Here is a 17,684-nt window from a genome sequence, read left to right as displayed (position 1 = left end):
TGGCACCCTGGGTACACGCTCAAAGCTGTGGATACACAGTCGACCCGTCAGGTCACTCCATGACCCAGCCGTATTCCGAGGGGATAGTGCACAGCATCGAACGTATCTCCTCGAGCGGCTTTTCCGACTCGGTCGAATATCCGTGACGCTCGATCGTCAGCTGCCCCGCCGAAACCCCGCAGCCATAGAAGTCGATAGGAACGGGCATGGCGCAATGGAATTGGCCCTGGAAGTCGTCCAGCTCGATGCCCGCCGGGGTACGGATGTCGGGTAATGCGCTGACGTCGGTGCAGAAGACCAGCGGCGGCAGCCCCGGGGGACTTTCCTGGAATGCCACGGTGTTGTAGAGCCCCGACTGCTGAATCAGACCATCGGACAGGTCATTTCGAAACGTTTCGGCGATATCGCTGGCCAGATCGACGATGTCGGTATCCGGGCCGATCTCGGCGAGATAGGTTGCCACCCCGACGAGATTGGTACTGTCCGTCGGGTTCACCGGCGGGTTGAGAACATACCGCAGGTCGACGGGATAGCAGTAGGGGATGGGCACATGCGGAGTCTCGCGAAGCCGCCACTCGGTCAGCAGGATGGCCCCCGCCACCACCGTGCTGACACTGACCCGGTTTTCCCGGCCGGACTCTACGAGGTCGGCTGTCTCCTGTTCGGTGAGACGGACTCGGGTTACCGGAACGGGTTGGGGTGATCCAGGTTTCGCGCTAACTGCGGGTCGCGGCGCCGCGGGGAGATCGTAGGCGTGCAGCAGCGGCAAGAAGCGCTCGATGCCCGACATCCCCAGCTTCTTGACGCCTCGCTGCTCCAGCATGGCCTCCGGTGAACAAGGCACCGGCTGTGGGACTACCGGACCCGCGTCGCCGTTGGTCACGACATCGGTGTACCGGGAGAACAGCTCGTCGAGCAGCGCGGCCCCGTGGTGACCGTCGGCGATGGCGTGGTGCAGAAACACCGTCAGCTCCGACGTTGCCTCGCCGAGCGTCAACCGCATATTCACCAGGGACAAGGTCTGATCGAGACGCATTCCGGCGTCGCCGACCGGGGTCCCGTTGGTGCCGTCGACGACCCACATGCCGCTGTGGAGGAGGTCATCGGCAACGATGTGGTACCTCCCGTCGGCGCCTTGTTCGAGGTGAGTGCCGAGCACCGGATGGGCCTCAAGCAGGGCTTCCAAAGCCTCCGACATCGCGTCGACATCGACCCGACCGCGTAGTCGCACGGTCATGGACGTGAAGGCCTCGAATTTGGCGAACACTTCCTCGCTTGGTGCCAGCTTTCGGATCACGGATCCGGCAAACACGTTAAGACTCCTGCCCTTTCGTCAGTGCACACAGGCCCGTCGATAGCCGATTGCCATTGGCACTGCGCACGCTGCCGAAATGCCCGCCGCCCACAGCAGCGTGGCGATCATCGGTGCCTGAATTGGCCCGCCCAACGCCAAGCCGCGCATCGTTTCGATGGCGTAGCTCACCGGTTGATGCGCGACGATCGGCTGGACCCAGCGTGGATATTGGTTCAACGGCAACAATCCGGTCGAGAAGAAGATGGCGAGCGCTTGCACCACCTCGACCGCCTCAACGACGAGTGTTTTCACGGTGTACAGCGCCACGGTGGTGACGACGACCGCGAACGCCGTGCCGAGTATCACCGGGACGGCAAGCCAGGTGAGGCTCATGAGCAGACCCTGCTGAAACCGGAACCCCAGTAGCACACCGGCGCCCAGCATCACCACGGTGGTGAACAGAATCCGAATCGCCTCGGCCAGGATTCGAGCTAGCACGCCCGACGCTCGGTGCACAGGCAGCACCCATAATCGCGAAAGCAGACCCGATGAGCGTTCGCGCATCAGGTCCATCGCGACGAATGTGGAGCCAGTGATGGCGCCGCCGAGCGCGATCAGCGGCACGATGCTGTACAGCGCGCTCCGGTGAGTCATCGCGTAAACGAGCTCGCCGAGAACGATATACAGGGTCAGAAGGAAAAGAATTGGCAGCACCAGCGATTCGATGACGGTGACGAGGTCACGCGCCCACCGATACAGAATCCGCTTGGTCTGCACCAGGGTTTGCGGGATGAGCAGTACCACGGAATTCTCCGGGTGCCGCCAGCGGATTGGGCGAAACCCGACTGCCTGATCTGTCACAGAACTCATGGCCGCCTTGACAAAACGATCATGGATGACGGCACCAGGACCACCATCGCGCCGAACAACCACGCCAGCGTCGGCGCCATGAGAGGCCATGTCACCGTAAGGGCGTTCCGCGTCGTATCCCCGGCCAGCGCACGCAGCGCCACCACGAACTGGGAGATTGGTTGGTTGCGGACAACGGGCTGAATCCAATGCGGGAACAGCTTGAGCGGTTGCACGCCAACCGATAACAGCCCGAAGATCATGATGGGCAAGGAGAGCAGCGGCAGCATCGCGTCCGGGTTTCTGCTGGCCGTGCCGATCAGGTCGGCGGCGAACGACAGCACCGCCCCGATCGCGATCACCAGGACGCAGTATCCGGCGATGTGCGCCGGCCCGTAATGGAACCGGAATCCGATCACGTGGCCACAGATCAGCGAGCCTGCCAACCCAATCGAGCAGCGGTACACGCTGGCTGTCGTGCGGGCAAGGACCGGCGTCAACGGTGCGATGGGCATGGACCTGAACCGCCGATTGACGCCCTCCAACGAATCGGTTGCCGCACGGAAGGCCGCCGACATCGCAGCGAACGCGACGGCCTGCAGTCCAATCAGCGGCGTGATGTATTGCCCCAGGCTGCTGCTGATGCCCTTGCTGCCGCCACCCACGTAATGGTTCCAGGGTATGGAGAACGGAATGTAGAAGGCCGCGGTGAAGGCTATCGATGCCCCCACCACGGTGATCAACTCGCCGTTGCGCAGCGATGGTGCGATGAAGCGCACGGTGAGCACCCACCATTGCCGGAGCCCCGACGGTTGTGATCTCGGCACCGCCGGCGGCCCCGCTGGTTCCCGGGCTGCTAAGGTCGGCGCGCTCATGGCAGGGCCTCCACCGCCAGATGACTCAAGGCGCGAGCCTCGCTGGGATCGGCTGTCATGGAAAGGAATACATCGTCGAGCGACGGCCGGCGCAGCGCAATGTCGGCCAACTCGATATTCGCTGCGTTGAGCCGCTTTACAGCCTCGATCAGCGTGCCGGTGCCGTCCGGCGCCGGCATCGTGATCCGGTCGGATTCCGCTGTCAGCATTTCCCTTTGTTGATCGGGCAACAGCGGACCGAGCGCTTCGACGATGGCGCCCAGATCCTTCAGATCCTGTGGCACTATTTCGCAGAAAGTGCCGCCGGCGCGATGCTTGAGCTCGTTCGCGGTGCCCTCCGCGATAATCGTGCCGCGATCGATCAAGATGATCCGGTCGCTGAGCGCATCCGCCTCCTCGAGATACTGCGTGGTCAACAGCGTGGCGATGCCCAACTTTTTGAAGCTGCCGACCAGATCCCAAATGGCTTGCCGGCTCCTGGGATCCAGACCCGTGGTGGGCTCGTCCAAGAACGCCACCTGAGGTTGGACCACCAAACCGCAGGCGATGTCTATGCGCCGACGCATCCCGCCCGAGTAGGTGCTGACCCGCCGCTTGGCGGCATGTACGAGGTCGAATTGCTCGAGCAGTTCCTGCGCCCGCGTGCGCGCTGCTGCCTTGCTCAGGCCGTACAAACGACCAAACACCACCAGATTCTGCTCACCGGAAAGCATGTCATCGACGGCAACCTGCTGTCCGGTCAGCATGATCGAACGGCGCACACCGGCCGGCTCGGAAACCACGTCGTAGCCGGCGACGGTCGCGGTGCCCCGGTCCGGCCGGGTCAACGTCGACAAGATGTCCACCATGGTGGTTTTGCCAGCCCCGTTCGGGCCAAGCAGGCCAATCACCTCACCGCGGCCCACGTCGAAACTGACGTCATCCAGGGCCACGACGTCGCCGAACTTCTTGCGAATACCGCGAACCACCACAGCCGCATCGCTATTGGACATCCGATTCTCCTCAGTCAAGGCTCGACAGATCCACCAGAGCACCGGCTTCGGTTGCCCCGACCATTTCGCTCTCCTCGTGCTCGGCGGCGATGGCCTCCTGGATCAGCTCGCTGAGCGCGGGCGGGAAGTTCCGCATCAGCGCTTCAGCCGTTGCTGCCGCGATCCGGCGGGTGTCGTACCACCAATCGAGATGTATTGAGCCGCCGGACCGGTACGCCCGAAGTTCGATGGCGTGGCCCAGCCCTGGGGTCGTCTCGCGCAGCGGCATCGACAGGTCCGAGTCGAACTGCACCGGCGCGGCCACCCCCGCATCAAGTGCGGAAAGGTCTGGAATCACACCGGCATACCGGAAGTGGATGTCGGGTGTGCGTTGCGCACCGAAGACGCGTCCGGTCGGTGCGTAGACATACCGCAATAGCCCGTATCCGATGCCGTAGTGCGGCACGGCCTTGAGGACGCTGTGTACGGCGTCGATCTCTTGAATCGCCGTCTCGCCGCGCCCCTTCGCGCATGCCAGCGCGACCGGGTAGTACGTCGTGAACCTGCCAACGGTTCTGCGGACGTCGACGTCGGGTCGCAGCACCGAACGTCCATCGCCCTCGAGTTCCACGGCAACCACGCCCTCACCGATCGTCTGGGCTACCGTGCGGCCCAGCGCGGCGAGCAGGATTTCCTGAATCGAGCGTCGGAATCTGCGCCGAGCGTCGTCTACCTCGGACGTTTGCTCGCCGGTCAGTGTGCCCGACAGCCGGGTCAGATCGTCGGCATGAGGCGGTTGGGTTACGTCGCCATCGGCGGGCCACAACGTGACCTTGCGGAAGTTCTCCAGCCAGTAGCTGCGGGTGTCCAGAGCCGCCGGATGCGTGGCGAGCGCCGCGCAGCGCAGTGACCAGTCCCGCCACCCCGTGCTGGACGTTTCCAGGGTGATCTCTTGGCCTGCCAGCCGTTGCCCGAATGCGGTGACGATGTCGGTGCCGAGGATCTGGCGGCCTGCGTCGTCGGCGACGACCTCGTGCACGCCAAGACCCAGGAAGTGCGGACGGCCGTGGGCGCCGGTGATATGTGCCGCGACCAGCGGCGCGTTCGAAGAACCTTGTTCCGCAATCAGTTCGGCCAGGATGGTTGTCACCGCCGCCCGCTCCTCCGGGCTTCCGGCGGCCACATCATCGGGAAGCGACCGGGTCGAGAGCCGGGTGAATTCTTCGGTCTCGACGATGTGCTGCTCCCAGATGCCGGATCCGCCATCGTCGACGAGGCGTAGCCGCAACGCTTCGTGGTGGTTGGTCACCGCGGTCAGCACCGCCTGGATGTCGTCGGGACTCACCGTCGGATCCAGACGCAGGATCAGCGGGACGCGCCAGCGGCCGGTGTCGCGCAATCCCCGGTCCAGGAAGTATGCGATGTTTGGCGGGACTGCCGGATTCGCCTCAGCGGCTGGCGGTTTCGCCAATCCGCTGGCCGCAAACGAGGCATCGACAGCTGCGGTCAGCGACGCCAGGGTCGGGTGTTCGTACAGATCCTGCGGTGTGATGGTCAGGCCTTCGTTGGCGGCGGTCATCGCGATGCTGATCGCCATCAGGGAATCGCCGCCAAGGTCAAAGAAATTGGCGTGACGATCGATTGAACTGACCCCCATGGACTGCTGCCAGATGCGCTGCAACGTGGCTTCGGTCTGGGACTGCCCAGTGGGTGCCACCTCGACGGTGGTGGCGCCGGCAGCGACCGATGCGCCGTTGGTCGGGGCGGGCGTCCAGACCGTGGGCTTGGGATCGATCCAATGCCGTTGGCGGGCAAAGGGGTAACCAGGCAGCGAAACGATGCGTGGCCGCCCCGGGCGCAGCGGCGCCCAGTCGACGTCGATTCCGGCCGACCACAGCTCACCGAGACCGCGCAGGAAGGTATCGCGGTCATCGACGTTCTGGATCGGGTGGCGCATCAGCCGAACGGCGTGGTGCCCATTTGACCACCTGGGGTGCCGCATCGCCGAGCCGGTCAGGCTCCCGCCGGGACCGACCTCGACCAGGATCCGTCCCGGATCGCTCAGCACCACATCGAGCTCGTCGGCGAACCTGATCGTGGAGCTGATTTGGCGTGCCCAGCTGGCCGGGTCGGCGACCTGCTCGGCTGACATCCAGGTTCCGGTGAGGTTGCTCAGCAACGGCGTCTGCGGAACGCGCAGCTGCTGGCGCGACAGGAAGGCTTCGAACTCGCCCAGCATGGGATTCATTGCGCTGGAATGGAAGGCGTGGGTCGCGCGCACCCGCCGAACGGGTACCCCACGCTCGGTGAGGCGTTGGGTGAACGCCCGAATCTCGTCTTTGGGTCCGGCGACAACGCAGTTTCCGGGATCATTCACCGCGGACAGTTCGACGCCCGGCACCAAGTGCTCCGCGACGTCGGCGGGGCTCAGCGCCACCGCGACCATAGAGCCCGGCGCCGATTCGTTCATCAGGCGGGCACGCAACGAGACCGTTTTGATTGCTGTCTCGAGGTCGAATACCCCGGCCAGGGTGGCCGCGATGTATTCGCCCGTGCTGTATCCGATGTACGCGCCGGCGCGAACGCCAAAGGTGTCGACCAACTTTGCCAGCGCGTATTCGACGGTGAACAGCGCCGGTTGCGAACGGTCAATGCGCTCCAGATCCGTTGGCGTACCGCTGAATATCTCGGCGTGCAGGTCGATACCCATCTCGTCGCGGAATCCCGCGGCGCAGGCGTCGAAGTGTTCGGCAAACACGGGCTGGGTGTCGTAGAGACCCTTGGCCATTCCGACGTGTTGAGCGCCCTGGCCGGGAAACAGGAAAACGACTCGGTCGCAGTCCGATGCAGCGGTTTCGGCATCCGAGACGGACTCGCCGACGAAAACATTGTCGTGCTCGGCCGCACGCAGCAACGTGACCGCCTGCTCCCGGTCGTGCACGACGGCTGCCATCGTGACGTTGTGCTTGCGGCGCCCAGCGAGCGTACTGGCGACCTCGGACAGTTGCGGAGCGTCGGGCTTTTCCATCGCAGCGGCTAAGGCTGTCCGCGACTCCTCAAGTGCGGCAGCGGTTTTAGCCGACAACAGCAGCACGTGGGGGCCGGTGGCGTCGGCGGGTGTGGAAACTTGTGCTTCCGGTGGGGCCTCTTCCAGAACGACGTGCGCGTTGGTGCCGCCGATCCCGAACGAGCTGACCCCGGCTCGGCGCACACCGTCCCACTCCCATGGGCCGTACTTGCTTTGCACCGTGAACGGAGTCTGGTCGAGATGCAGTTCCGGGTTGGGACTGGTGAAGTGGAGCGTGGCGGGAATCGCTTTGTGCTTCAGGCACAGGATCGTTTTGATCAGCGCCGCGACTCCGGCGGCCACCTCCAGGTGGCCGATGTTCGATTTGACCGACCCGATTACGCAGGGGTTCGATCTGGGCTCTTCAGAAACTCCGAAAGCAGTTTTCAGCCCGGAGATTTCGATGGGGTCGCCCAATGGTGTGCCGGTTCCGTGTGTTTCGACATAACTCACCGTCGACGCATCGATGCCGGACACCGCATGCGCCTCGGCGATGCAATCGGCCTGGGCGGACGCGCTGGGAGCGGCGAAACCCATTTTCACGGATCCGTCGTTGTTGATCGCCGATCCGCGGATGACGGCGTGAACCTGATCCCCGGCGTCGATGGCGGCCTGCAGCGGCTTGAGGGCCACCATCCCGACGCCGCTGCCGAAAACCGTTCCGTCGGCTCGCACGTCGAATGGCCGGCAGTGACCGACCGCCGAAAGCATTTGTCCCGGCGAGTGCCAGTACCCGACATGGTGTGGGACGGCAAGTGATACGCCTCCGGCCAGCGCCATGTCGCATTCGCCGCTGAGCAGGCTCATGCAGGCTAGGTGCACGGCTACGAGCGACGACGAGCACGCGGTTTGCACCGCGATGCTCGGGCCGCGCAGGTTGAACTGATGAGAGACCCGGGTTGCCAGAAAGTCCTTGTCGTTCTGCAAGAACATGCTGACCTGGTCGAAATCGAGTCCCTCGGCCATGACCTCGTTCGGGTCGCGGTGCGAGAGCAGGTTGTGCAGGAGATAGCCGCTGGGAGAGCTGGTTCCGTACACGCCGATCGATCCGTCGAACCGTGCGGGGTCACAGCCTGCGTCCTCCAGCGCATGCCACGCGCACTGCAGGAACAACCGGTGTTGTGGGTCCAGCGATCGAGCGAGCACCGGCGGAAACCCGAAGAAGTCTGCATCGAATTCGTCAATCCCGTCAACGATCGGCGCGCGCCGCACATACTTCGGATTCGCCAGGACCTTGTCGTCGATCCCGGCGTCCCTGAGCTGTTGCTCCGAGAGCGTGACGATCGACTCCTTGCCGCGGCGAAGGTTGTCCCAGAACACCGAAACATTGTTGGCGCCCGGAAACTTGCCGGCCATGCCGACCACCGCGATCGCGTTGTCGGGGATGCTCACTGGTTTGTTCCTCCCTGTACTCCACCAGGTCTAGGTCGTCGCCTCATTGCGGCACCTTGTCGCGCCGCCGCGCGCTGCTGCGCCCGGTCGCGAACGGTGTCACTATTTTTCGTTTTCGGGTCTGCGGCCCCTCGCTCGGCTGTCGCGAGCCCGAGTTGGCGCATGAGGTCGGCCGCGACATCGTGTAGCGATGCGCCCTGCAATAACAATGCCACCGGCGGCTCCGCACCGAAGTCCGCGCGGGCGGTGTTGCGGATCCGCACCGCCATCAGGGAATCCATTCCGAGCTCAAGCAGCGGCATGGTGGGATCGACGGCGGATTTATCGGCATAGCCCATGACCGCCGCGATCCGGGCCCGCAGTTGATCCGTCATGATGCGTTGCGCTTCAACCGGATCAAGGTCGGTCAGCGCCGCAGGGCCGGCCCAGTCATCGCCGCCGCCGGCGGCGTCCAGCTCTTCAACCACCGCGGCGAAGAAGTCGTGGTTGCGGATCTCCGGGAAGGCGATCAGTGCACGATCGGGACGCAGTCGGGCAACGCCGGTCTGGCGCCGGTTGCCAGCCAGCAGCGCTTCCATGGCCTCGATGCCCTCGGCGGGAGTGATGGGGTCGAGTACGCTGACGGCCAGCGTGCGGGCCATGCCCACGTCCGACCACGGCCCCCAGTTGATCACCGCTGCCGGCAGACCGGCCGCCCGCCGCCACGCGGCCAGCGCGTCGAGCCAGGCGTTAGCGCACGCGTAGGCCCCCTGCCCGGGGGCGCCGAGCAGTGCGGCCGTGGACGAGAAGCCAACCCACCAGTCCAGTTCCCGGGCGGCGCTAGCTTGGTGCAGCCGCAGTGCGCCAACGGCTTTGGGAGCCCAGACCCGTTCCAGGCTGTCCCGTTTCATGGAGTACAGCAGGCTGTCGTCGATCACGGCCGCCGCGTGCAGGATGCCGCGCAGTTGGCGACCTTGGTCCTCGGCGGCCGCGACAAGGCTTTCCGCTATTCCCGGGGCAGCCACATCGCCTCGGACGACGACGATTTCGGCTCGGTCTTCCAACTCGGTCAGGATCCTGCGCTGTTCGTCGGCGGGTTCGCTGCGTCCATTGAGGACGACCTGGCCCGCGCCGTTGTCCACCAGCCACCGCGCGACCACCAAGCCGAGGCCGCCGAGTCCGCCGGTGATGATGTACGACGCTCCCGGGCGAACGACCGGATTGCCCACGGGCTCACCTTGTTCGGCCCGCCCGAGCCGTTCGACGCATCGGTGTTCACCCCGCCAAGCGATCACGCTGCTCAGCAGGTCGGGATCGGGTGCGGAAAGTTCGGCGTTCAAAACCTCGAGGGCCGCGGGCTTTTCCCAGGTGGCGTCCAGGTCGACCAGGGTGGCGCGCAGCTCCGGATGCTCGTAGGTCAGGACCCGCACCAGTCCCTGCAACGCGCCGATCGCCGGCTGACCCGCCTCGCCGTCGTCGACGGCCAGACCGCCCGCGGAGACGAGCCACAGCCGCGGGGATTCGCCGTGCCAACCGCCGACGACCGCCCGCACCACGGTGGAGATCGACCACACCAAATCGCGCGCTTGGGAGACCTGGTCCGGGCCGGGCGGGCCGTCAGGGAGGAAAGCGATTACACCGGCGGGCGGGTGTTCGGGATCGCCCGCGGTTTCCGCGAATGCAGCGAGCATGGCGGGTTCGTCGTCGAGGCTGGCGGTGGTCACTCGGCGCGATTGGCTCCGCCACCCGGCGGTGAATGCATCCGCTGCTTCCACCGCGCCCGCGCTGAGCACGAGCCAACTACCGGGATCGGCTTGGGCAGCACTTGCGGCTGGGAGGGCTTTCTCGACCCACCTCGACTCGAAGATCTTCTGCGCCAACGGCAGTGGGACGCTGCGGCGCTCGACGGAGCGCAGGTAGATGTCGTTGATCTCGGCGGTCACGTTCCCGGCCTCGTCGGTCATGACGATCCTGCCGAGCTTTCCCGCCCCGCTTTCGTCGAGGCTGGTCAGCCTGGCCCGGCAGCGGCCATACCGCCCCGGGTCGCGATAGACCCGCAAGTTTCCGATTGAGACTGGGAGATAACTGGATTCGGCTGATCCGGCCGACCCGTCGTCGGGCATCGCGGCGGCCAGGCTCTGCAGGGCGGCATCGAGCAGGGCAGGGTGGATCCGGTATCCGGGATGCCGGGGCGCCTCGGCGGAAAGGGTGACTTCGGTTTCAGCCGAACCGTCCGAGAGGCGCTCGATGCGGGTCAGGGCCGCGAAGGCCGGACCGTAATGCTGTCCGGCCTGCCGCAGCACGGCGTACATATCGGCCGGCGACACGGCAACTTTGGTTTGGCCGGCCGCCGGCGCGGGCCGATCGGGCGCGGCGTCCGACGGCGATGCTTCCGCCTTGGCGACGGCATGCCGGGTCCAGTCGCCGGCGACGGAGCGCGAGTAGATCTCGATACGAATCTTGCTGTCCCCGTTGCGAATCAGTTGGGTCGTCAGCTGGGTGTGGCCGTCCAGGGTAAGCATCTGCTCGACCTCGAGCTGGTTGATCGACACGGCAGCGACCGGCAGGCCGAGCGCCTCGCTGGCGGCCGCCAAGGCGATCTCGGCATAGCCCGCCGCCGGCATGATGGACTGGCCGAACACCCGGTGGTCGGCCAGCCACGGGCACACGTCGGTTCCGACGTCGGCTTGCCACACGTGATCCTGGCTGGAGGGAACTTCGACGTGCACGCCCAACAACGGGTGAGTGTGGTCGCCCAAGGGATTCGCGAGATCCGACATCGTGGACCGGTCCTCGACCCAGAACTGCGAGTGCTGCCACGTTGTCGTCGGGATGTCGGCCAGGCGAGTGCCGGGGATGGTTGGCTGGTTCTTGCGCACCGATGCGAGTTGGGTGTGGAAGGTGATGGTGTCGTCGGCGTCGCGCTGCAGGGTGCCGATGCTCCGGTAGCTGCGTTCGCGATGCGCGTCTTCCAGTGTTTCGGTGATGGCGTGGGTCAGCAGCGGGTGGGCGCTGATCTCGATGAAGGTGTGATGGTTGGCCCCCGCGGCGATGACGGCCTGCTGGAATCGCACCGGGTTGCGCATGTTGGTGGCCCAGTGCTCTGCGCCGAAAACCGGTGTGCTGTCGAGGGTTTCGTAGGTAGTCGAGATGATCGGAATCGTCGGGGTGCGCGGCGTCAGGTCTGCCAGCTCCGAACGCATCGCAGGTTGCAACGCGTCCATCGCCGGGTTGTGCGGGGCCACTTCGATATTGACCTTGCTGGCGAAGCGGTCCTGGACGCGCACGTGAGTGATCAGTTCGTCGATCTGCTCGGTCGGTCCGGCGATCACCGTCTGGCGGGGCGAGTTGTAGATCCCCAGCGTCACCTGCGGGTAGTCGGCGATCAGCGCCTCGGTGGCCGCGGCGTCGAGTTCCAGCAGGGCCATGCCGCCCTGTCCGGACAGCGGGGCCATCAGCCGCGAGCGGGTGGCGGTCACCCGCAACCCTTCGGCGGGCGTGAGGGCCCCGGCGACCACGGAGGCGGCCACCTCACCCATGGAGTGGCCGATCACCAGGTCGGGTTGCACGCCGTAGGAACGCCACAGCGCGGTCAGCGCCAGTTGCATGCCGATCAGGCCCAGCTGGATCTGTTCGATGCCAACCAGCTCCTTGCCGCCGGCGATGACGCCGTGCAGCGAAAACCCCGCTTGGGCAAGGAAATCGGGTTCGAGCTCGGCGACGGCCTGGGCGAAGGCGGGTTCGTCGGCCAACAGCCGCCGACCCATGCCGGCCCACTGTGATCCGCGGCCGGAGTAGACGAATACCGTGCCAGGCCCAGGTGCACCTTCCTGGTATCTGACCACGCCGGGGGCGGGCCTGCCGGCGGCAACCGACCGCAGCCCGGCCACTGCTTGGGCGCGGTCGCGGGCCACCACGGCGGCGAACTTGGCGTGCCGGGCGCGGTGTTGGTTGAGCGTTTGCGCCACATCGGCCAGGGCCACCTCGGCGCCGGGGCCGTCCAGCCAGTCCGCCAACACCGCCGCAGCGGCGGTCACCCGTTGTGGCGCCTTGCCCGACACCACCAATGTCGACACCGCCGGGTCAGGTCCACGGTGCACCGGCGCCGGATCAGGTGCCTGCTCGATCACGACGTGCGAGTTGGTCCCACTCATGCCGAACGACGACACGGCCGCGCGGCGCGGGCCCGGCTGGGCGGGCCAGGGTGTGCCTTCGGTCGGGACGAACAGTCGGGTCGAGGATGGGTCAATGGCCGGGTTCCAGCGGGTGAAATGCAGATTCCGTGGGATGTAGCCGTGTCCCACGGCCAAAATCGCCTTGATCAATCCAGCGACCCCGGCGGCCGCCTCCAGGTGACCGATGTTGGTCTTGACCGCGCCGAGTGCGCAGCTGCCGTCGCCGCGGCCGTAGCTGGCGGCGAGCGCTTCGAACTCGATCGGGTCGCCCAAAATGGTTCCGGTGCCGTGGGTTTCGACGTAGCGCACGCTGTCGGCGGTGACGTCGGCCTGCCTTAGCGCGGCGTTGATCACCTCGCGCTGCGCCGACGCATTCGGGGCGGTCATGCCGTTGGATCTGCCGTCTTGGTTGATCGCCGAACCGCGGATCACCGCCAGCACACGATCGCCATCCCGAGTGGCGTCGGACAAGCGCTTGAGCACCACGACGCCGCATCCCTCGCCGCGGGCGAAGCCGTCGGCCGTCGCGTCGAAGGCCTTGGACCGGCCTGTCGGCGATAGCGCGGTCCACTTGGAAACCGCAATCGAGGTGAATGGGGACAGCGAGAGCTGCACCCCGCCCGCCAGGGCCACGTCGCTTTCCCGCAATCGCAGACTCTGGCACGCCAGGTGCACGGCCACCAAGGACGACGAACATGCGGTGTCCACAGCCATCGCCGGGCCGCGCAGCCCGAGCAGATAGGAAATCCGCCCCACCGCCGCCGAGTGTGGGGTGCCGGTGCTCAGGTACGCGTCGATCTCGGCGCGGCGTTCGATGTTGACGATGGTGTAGTCGAACGTCGACAGCCCCATGATCGCGGCGGTTTGGGTGCCGTTCAACGAATCCGGTGGCAGGCCGGCATGTTCGAGCGCCTCCCAGGCAACCTCCAGCAGCAATCGGTGCTGGGGGTCCATCGCGGCGGCTTCGCGCGGGGTGATGCCGAAGAAGTCGGCGTCGAAACCGGCGACGTCGTCGATAAATGCCCCCCACTTGGTCGTCATCCGCCCCGGTGCCTGCGGATCGGGGTCGTAGTACGCGTCGGCGTCCCACCGATCGGCAGGTACCTCGCCTACGGTGTCTCGGCCTTCGATCAAAAGATCCCAAAAGCTTTCCGGTCCAAACACATTGCCGGGCATCCGGCAACCGATGCCGACCACCGCGATCGGCTCGGCAACATCGGTGGGAAAAGCCGTTCCGGCGCGCACGAGCTCACGCGCGAGCACCTCGCGCGCCTTCGGCGACATTTGCGCCGCGCGTTCGGCCAGACTGGTCATTACTCGGCGCCCTCCGTTGCAGCTTCGAGCTCACTTGCCGCGACTAGGTCGGAAAGCAGTTCCATTTCCTCGTCCGAGAGCCCTTGTTCGGCGTCGGGCGCCTCCTCGGCGTCGGCCGCCGTCGCATAGCCAAGCCGTTCACACAGCGCGCCGGCTAGATCGGTAATGGTCGGGTATGCCCAGACCAAGGCGACGGGCAACGTGGTGCCCAGGTTCGCTTCCAGCCGGTTGCGGAGTTCGAGGGCCATCAACGAGTCCAGACCGAGGGACTCCAGCGGCCGATCGTGGTCGATCGGTTCCGTCGACCGCAGCACCGAGCGGATTTCGTCGGCGATGGCCGCGGCCAGCCGGGCCGGGCGCTCGGCCGCGGCGGCGCCCTCCAGGCCGTCGAGTTCTGCACGGATTCGGCCGCCGCCGCGCTCCTCGACTCTGATCGAATCCTGCAGCTTCGCAAACAGCGACGATCCCGCCGCGGCGGGGAAGGACTGGAACCACTGGCGTGCATCGAGGGCGAACACGCCGGTGCGAGCCCGGTCGGCCGACAGCACCACCTGCATGGCCGCCAGCCCTTGCGCGGGAGTGATCATCGAGACGCCGAGATCGGCGAAGAACTGGGCGCGTCCCACCTCGGCCCATGGTCCCCAGTTGATCCCAGCCGCAGGCAATCCCAACGATCGCCGGTGGGCGACCAGGCCGTCGATCCATGAGTTCGCGGCGGCGTAGGACCCCTGGCCCGGCGCGCCGAGCAGCGACGCGACCGACGAGAACGACACCCACCAATCCACGTCGGAGCACTTGGTGGCCTCGTGCAGCCACCAGCCGCCGGCCACCTTCGGCGAGAACACCCGCGCCGAGGCCGACTCCGAGATGTTCAGCACGATCTCGTCGGCCAGTACCATCGCGCTGTGCACGACGCCGGCCAGCCGGAAGCCGGCGTCTTGGACCGCCGCGACCAGGCGCCGTGAGGTGTCGGGGTCGGCTAGGTCGCCGGTGACCACCTCGACGCGACCGCCTTGGTTGTTGATATCGCTGATCTCGGCGAGCACCTCGGCGCTCGGTGCCGAACGGCCGTTCACCACAACCAATCCCGCGCCGTGGGCGGCCAGCCAGCGCGCGGTCACCAGACCAAGGCCGCCCATGCCGCCGGCGACCAGGTAGCCGCCATCCGGACTGACCAGTGGTTGGGGTGGTCGCGGCGCCAGCGCCGCAATGCTGCCGGTCTGCGGTATCGAGATGGCGATCTTGCCGGCGTGCTCGCCCGATTCGAGCAACCGGAACGCCTCGACGACGTTGTCCAATGCGAACTCGGTGACCGGCAGCGGGGCCAACTGTCCTTGCGTGGCATGCTGCAGAATCTGTTCGAGGTATTCGCGATACCGTTTGGCCTGCAGCCGCACGTTCAAGTCGATGTCGACGACCGACAATGACGCGCTGCGGGCCAGGGCCGCCAATCCGATCGAGGTATCGGCGCAGACGTCCGTCTTGCCCAGTTCGATGAATCGGCCGCCGGGGGCCAGTAGCTGCATCCCAGCGCGAATCGCTTCTCCTGGAAGGGAATTGAGGACGACATCTATTCCTGCACCATCGGTGAGATTGAGAATTTCCTCGACGAAGGCCACGCCGTCCGAATCGCCGACGTACTCGACGTCCAGCCCGGACAGCAGGTCGCGCTGGGCCTGCGATCGGGCTGTCGCGTAGATCCGGGCACCGATCATCGTCGCAATGCCCACGGCCGCCAAATCCGCGCCGTCGCTTGTGGAATGGATCAGTACCCGTTCGCCGGGCGCCAACCGCCCGACCGTGCATAGCGAATGCCACGCCGTGAGGTAGGCCAACCCGAATGCCGCCGCCTGGGAATCCGGCAGCGCCCGCGGGACGGGAACGACGAGATCGGCGTGCGTCGTGACATGCGAGCCGATGGTCCCGTCGCCGAAAGCGATGACACGCTGCCCAATCTCGAGGCCGGTACCAACGCCGGTGCCGATCGCGGTCACCACGCCGAGGGAGTCACTGCCGTTCAACGCAGCGGTGACGATGCGGATCTCGACCTGATCGTCGGCGGGTGGGATACGTTTGGCGGCGCGGACTTTCAGCCGGTCGTGATCGCCCGCTTCTTCGATCTCCAGCTTGAACGCGGCGCCGGCGTCGATATCCACCGTGATGTATCGATTTTCGTCGGCTAGCTCGCCGGCGCCGGCGGTTGGCGCCGCCACCAGCCTTCTGACGTAGCGTTGTCCGTCGCGCAGCGCCACCTCGTCGTCTTCGGCGTCGGCCAGCAATTCCTCCGCCAGGCCCGAGAGCGTGCCGTCGGCGTCGACGTCGACGAGCGTCGCCCTGAGCTCAGGGTGCTCGAATGTCAGCACCCGCGCGATGCCACGAAGCTGCGCCTGCGGCAACGTCACTGGGTCGCTGGGACTCAGCTGCTGGGCACCGCACGTGACTATCCACAACCGCGGACTGTTTCGGGCACCCACCCGCGACACCGTCTTGACGATGTCGGCGATCCGCAGGGTGCGTTTGCGGGCCACGTCCAATTGGGCGTCGGTCGGCTGAGACTCGTCGGTGGCCCGCGACGGGTGGACGACGACGATGCCGTCCCATTGGGTTTCGCGTTGGGTGATAGCCTCCCGGATCACTTGCTCGTCGGCGCCGGAAACCAACTCGCACCGCCCGATCCGTTCCCGGAGCGTGGTCAACAACGAGTCCGCGGCGGCACCGTCGGCAACCAGCAGTAACGCGCCGAGATCACCGGCCTGCTTGTCCAGCGGCACCGGCTCCCATTCGAGCGTGAACAAGCGATTGATGAGTTCGCTTGCACCACTGCGTGATTGCAGCACCGCCATCTCGACTTCGTCGATTTCCAGCAGCAGCCGGCCATCGGCGTCGGTGAGCACCACCTGGCCGACCAGCCGATCCGGGTTTGCGGTCGGGGTCAGAGAGCCGATCGCACGCGCGCCGTCGACCACATCCGCGTGCACGCGAACGCCCGCGAAGCGAACTGGAAGCACGGTCGCCTGCTGGCCCGTCCCCCCGGTCGCCAGATCCGTTGCTAACTGGGTCGCGCCCAGGGTCTGCAACGCGATATCCATCATGACGGGGTGCAGCACGAATTTGCGGGAACCGGCTTTGGCCGCGGTGGGCAGCCGCACCTCGGCATGGGCCGATCCCGACGGCGAGACCGCGAGCCCGACAATGCCGCGGAAGGCGGGACCGTGTTGCTGGCCGGCGGCACGCAGCCGCTGATACAGGTCGTCGGGGTCAAGTACGGCCGCGCCCTCGCCGGCATCGCAAGGCAGTGCGTCGGGTTGCGAAGGCGTCGCGGGGGCCAGGGTCGCGGTGGCATGTTTGATCCAGCCCGAAGTGGCGCTGCGGGTGCGGATTTCGACCCGGCACAGCCGTTCGTCGCCGGTGAGTGTGGTGACGATCAGCGTGTTGTCGGTGACGTGCATAAGTTGGTCCAGGCTGAGCTCGCGGATCATCCACGACGCCTCGGGGCCGAATGTGTCCGTCGCGGCCGCCAGCGCGATGTCCGCATAGGCCGCCCCGGGTAAGACACACGTGTCGTCGACGCAGTGGTCGCCGAGCCACAGCAGGTCCGGGCCGACCTCGCATTCCCACACCCGGGTGCCATTGGTGGGATCGTTGACGCCTATGCCCAGCAGCGGGTGAGCGTGTGCCGCATGCGGTGTGCCCGAACCGGCGCTGATCCAGTGCCGGGTGTGCTGCCAGGGGGTGTTGGGCAGCTGCGGATGCGGTTCGGGCGGATGT

Annotated in this window: 7 protein-coding genes; all 7 read right to left on the bottom strand. The window is 66.2% G+C overall.

The annotated features are described in order from the left end of the window. Positions 1 to 52 precede the first annotated feature (52 nt). Positions 53 to 1,312, bottom strand: a complete 1,260-nt coding sequence (locus MSIMFI_RS20215) for a phthiocerol/phthiodiolone dimycocerosyl transferase (RefSeq protein WP_191498854.1) — start codon at positions 1,310 to 1,312, stop codon at positions 53 to 55. Between the two features lie 21 nt (positions 1,313 to 1,333). Next, positions 1,334 to 2,164 carry an ABC transporter permease gene (locus MSIMFI_RS20210; protein WP_186242393.1) on the bottom strand — a complete coding sequence of 277 codons (831 nt, stop codon included), beginning with the start codon at positions 2,162 to 2,164 and terminating at the stop codon, positions 1,334 to 1,336. After that, the gene (locus MSIMFI_RS20205) at positions 2,161 to 3,018 is read right to left on the bottom strand and encodes an ABC transporter permease (RefSeq protein WP_191498853.1); all 858 of its coding nucleotides are present in this window, start codon (positions 3,016 to 3,018) and stop codon (positions 2,161 to 2,163) included. Before MSIMFI_RS20205 ends, MSIMFI_RS20210 begins: the two co-directional genes overlap by 4 nt. Next, complete coding sequence (locus MSIMFI_RS20200) at positions 3,015 to 4,010, bottom strand: ATP-binding cassette domain-containing protein (protein WP_191498852.1); 996 nt, start codon at positions 4,008 to 4,010, stop codon at positions 3,015 to 3,017. The genes MSIMFI_RS20205 and MSIMFI_RS20200 overlap by 4 nt, the downstream gene beginning before the upstream one ends. 10 nt (positions 4,011 to 4,020) lie before the next feature. Beyond that, complete coding sequence (locus MSIMFI_RS20195; protein WP_191498851.1) at positions 4,021 to 8,448, bottom strand: type I polyketide synthase; 4,428 nt, start codon at positions 8,446 to 8,448, stop codon at positions 4,021 to 4,023. Beyond that, the gene (locus MSIMFI_RS20190) at positions 8,445 to 13,916 is read right to left on the bottom strand and encodes a type I polyketide synthase (RefSeq protein ID WP_191498850.1); all 5,472 of its coding nucleotides are present in this window, start codon (positions 13,914 to 13,916) and stop codon (positions 8,445 to 8,447) included. Before MSIMFI_RS20190 ends, MSIMFI_RS20195 begins: the two co-directional genes overlap by 4 nt. Beyond that, positions 13,916 to 17,684, bottom strand: a 3,769-nt coding sequence (locus MSIMFI_RS20185) for an SDR family NAD(P)-dependent oxidoreductase (protein WP_191498849.1), incomplete at its 5' end; no start/stop codon positions are given. The genes MSIMFI_RS20190 and MSIMFI_RS20185, both read right to left, overlap by 1 nt.

Source organism: Mycobacterium simulans, from assembly GCF_900232995.1.
In the GTDB taxonomy this organism is placed as follows: Bacteria; Actinomycetota; Actinomycetes; order Mycobacteriales; family Mycobacteriaceae; genus Mycobacterium; species Mycobacterium simulans.
The sequence above is the reverse complement of the archived record's forward strand: the minus strand, read 5'-3'. Positions and strand labels throughout refer to the sequence as shown.

Excerpts from the sequence above, each read along its gene's own strand:
- MSIMFI_RS20205 (WP_191498853.1), bottom strand. The coding sequence starts at position 3,018 with ATGAGCGCGCCGACCTTAGCAGCCCGGGAACCAGCGGGGCCGCCGGCG.
- MSIMFI_RS20190 (WP_191498850.1), bottom strand. The coding sequence starts at position 13,916 with ATGACCAGTCTGGCCGAACGCGCGGCGCAAATGTCGCCGAAGGCGCGC.
- MSIMFI_RS20200 (WP_191498852.1), bottom strand. The coding sequence starts at position 4,010 with ATGTCCAATAGCGATGCGGCTGTGGTGGTTCGCGGTATTCGCAAGAAG.
- MSIMFI_RS20210 (WP_186242393.1), bottom strand. The coding sequence starts at position 2,164 with ATGAGTTCTGTGACAGATCAGGCAGTCGGGTTTCGCCCAATCCGCTGG.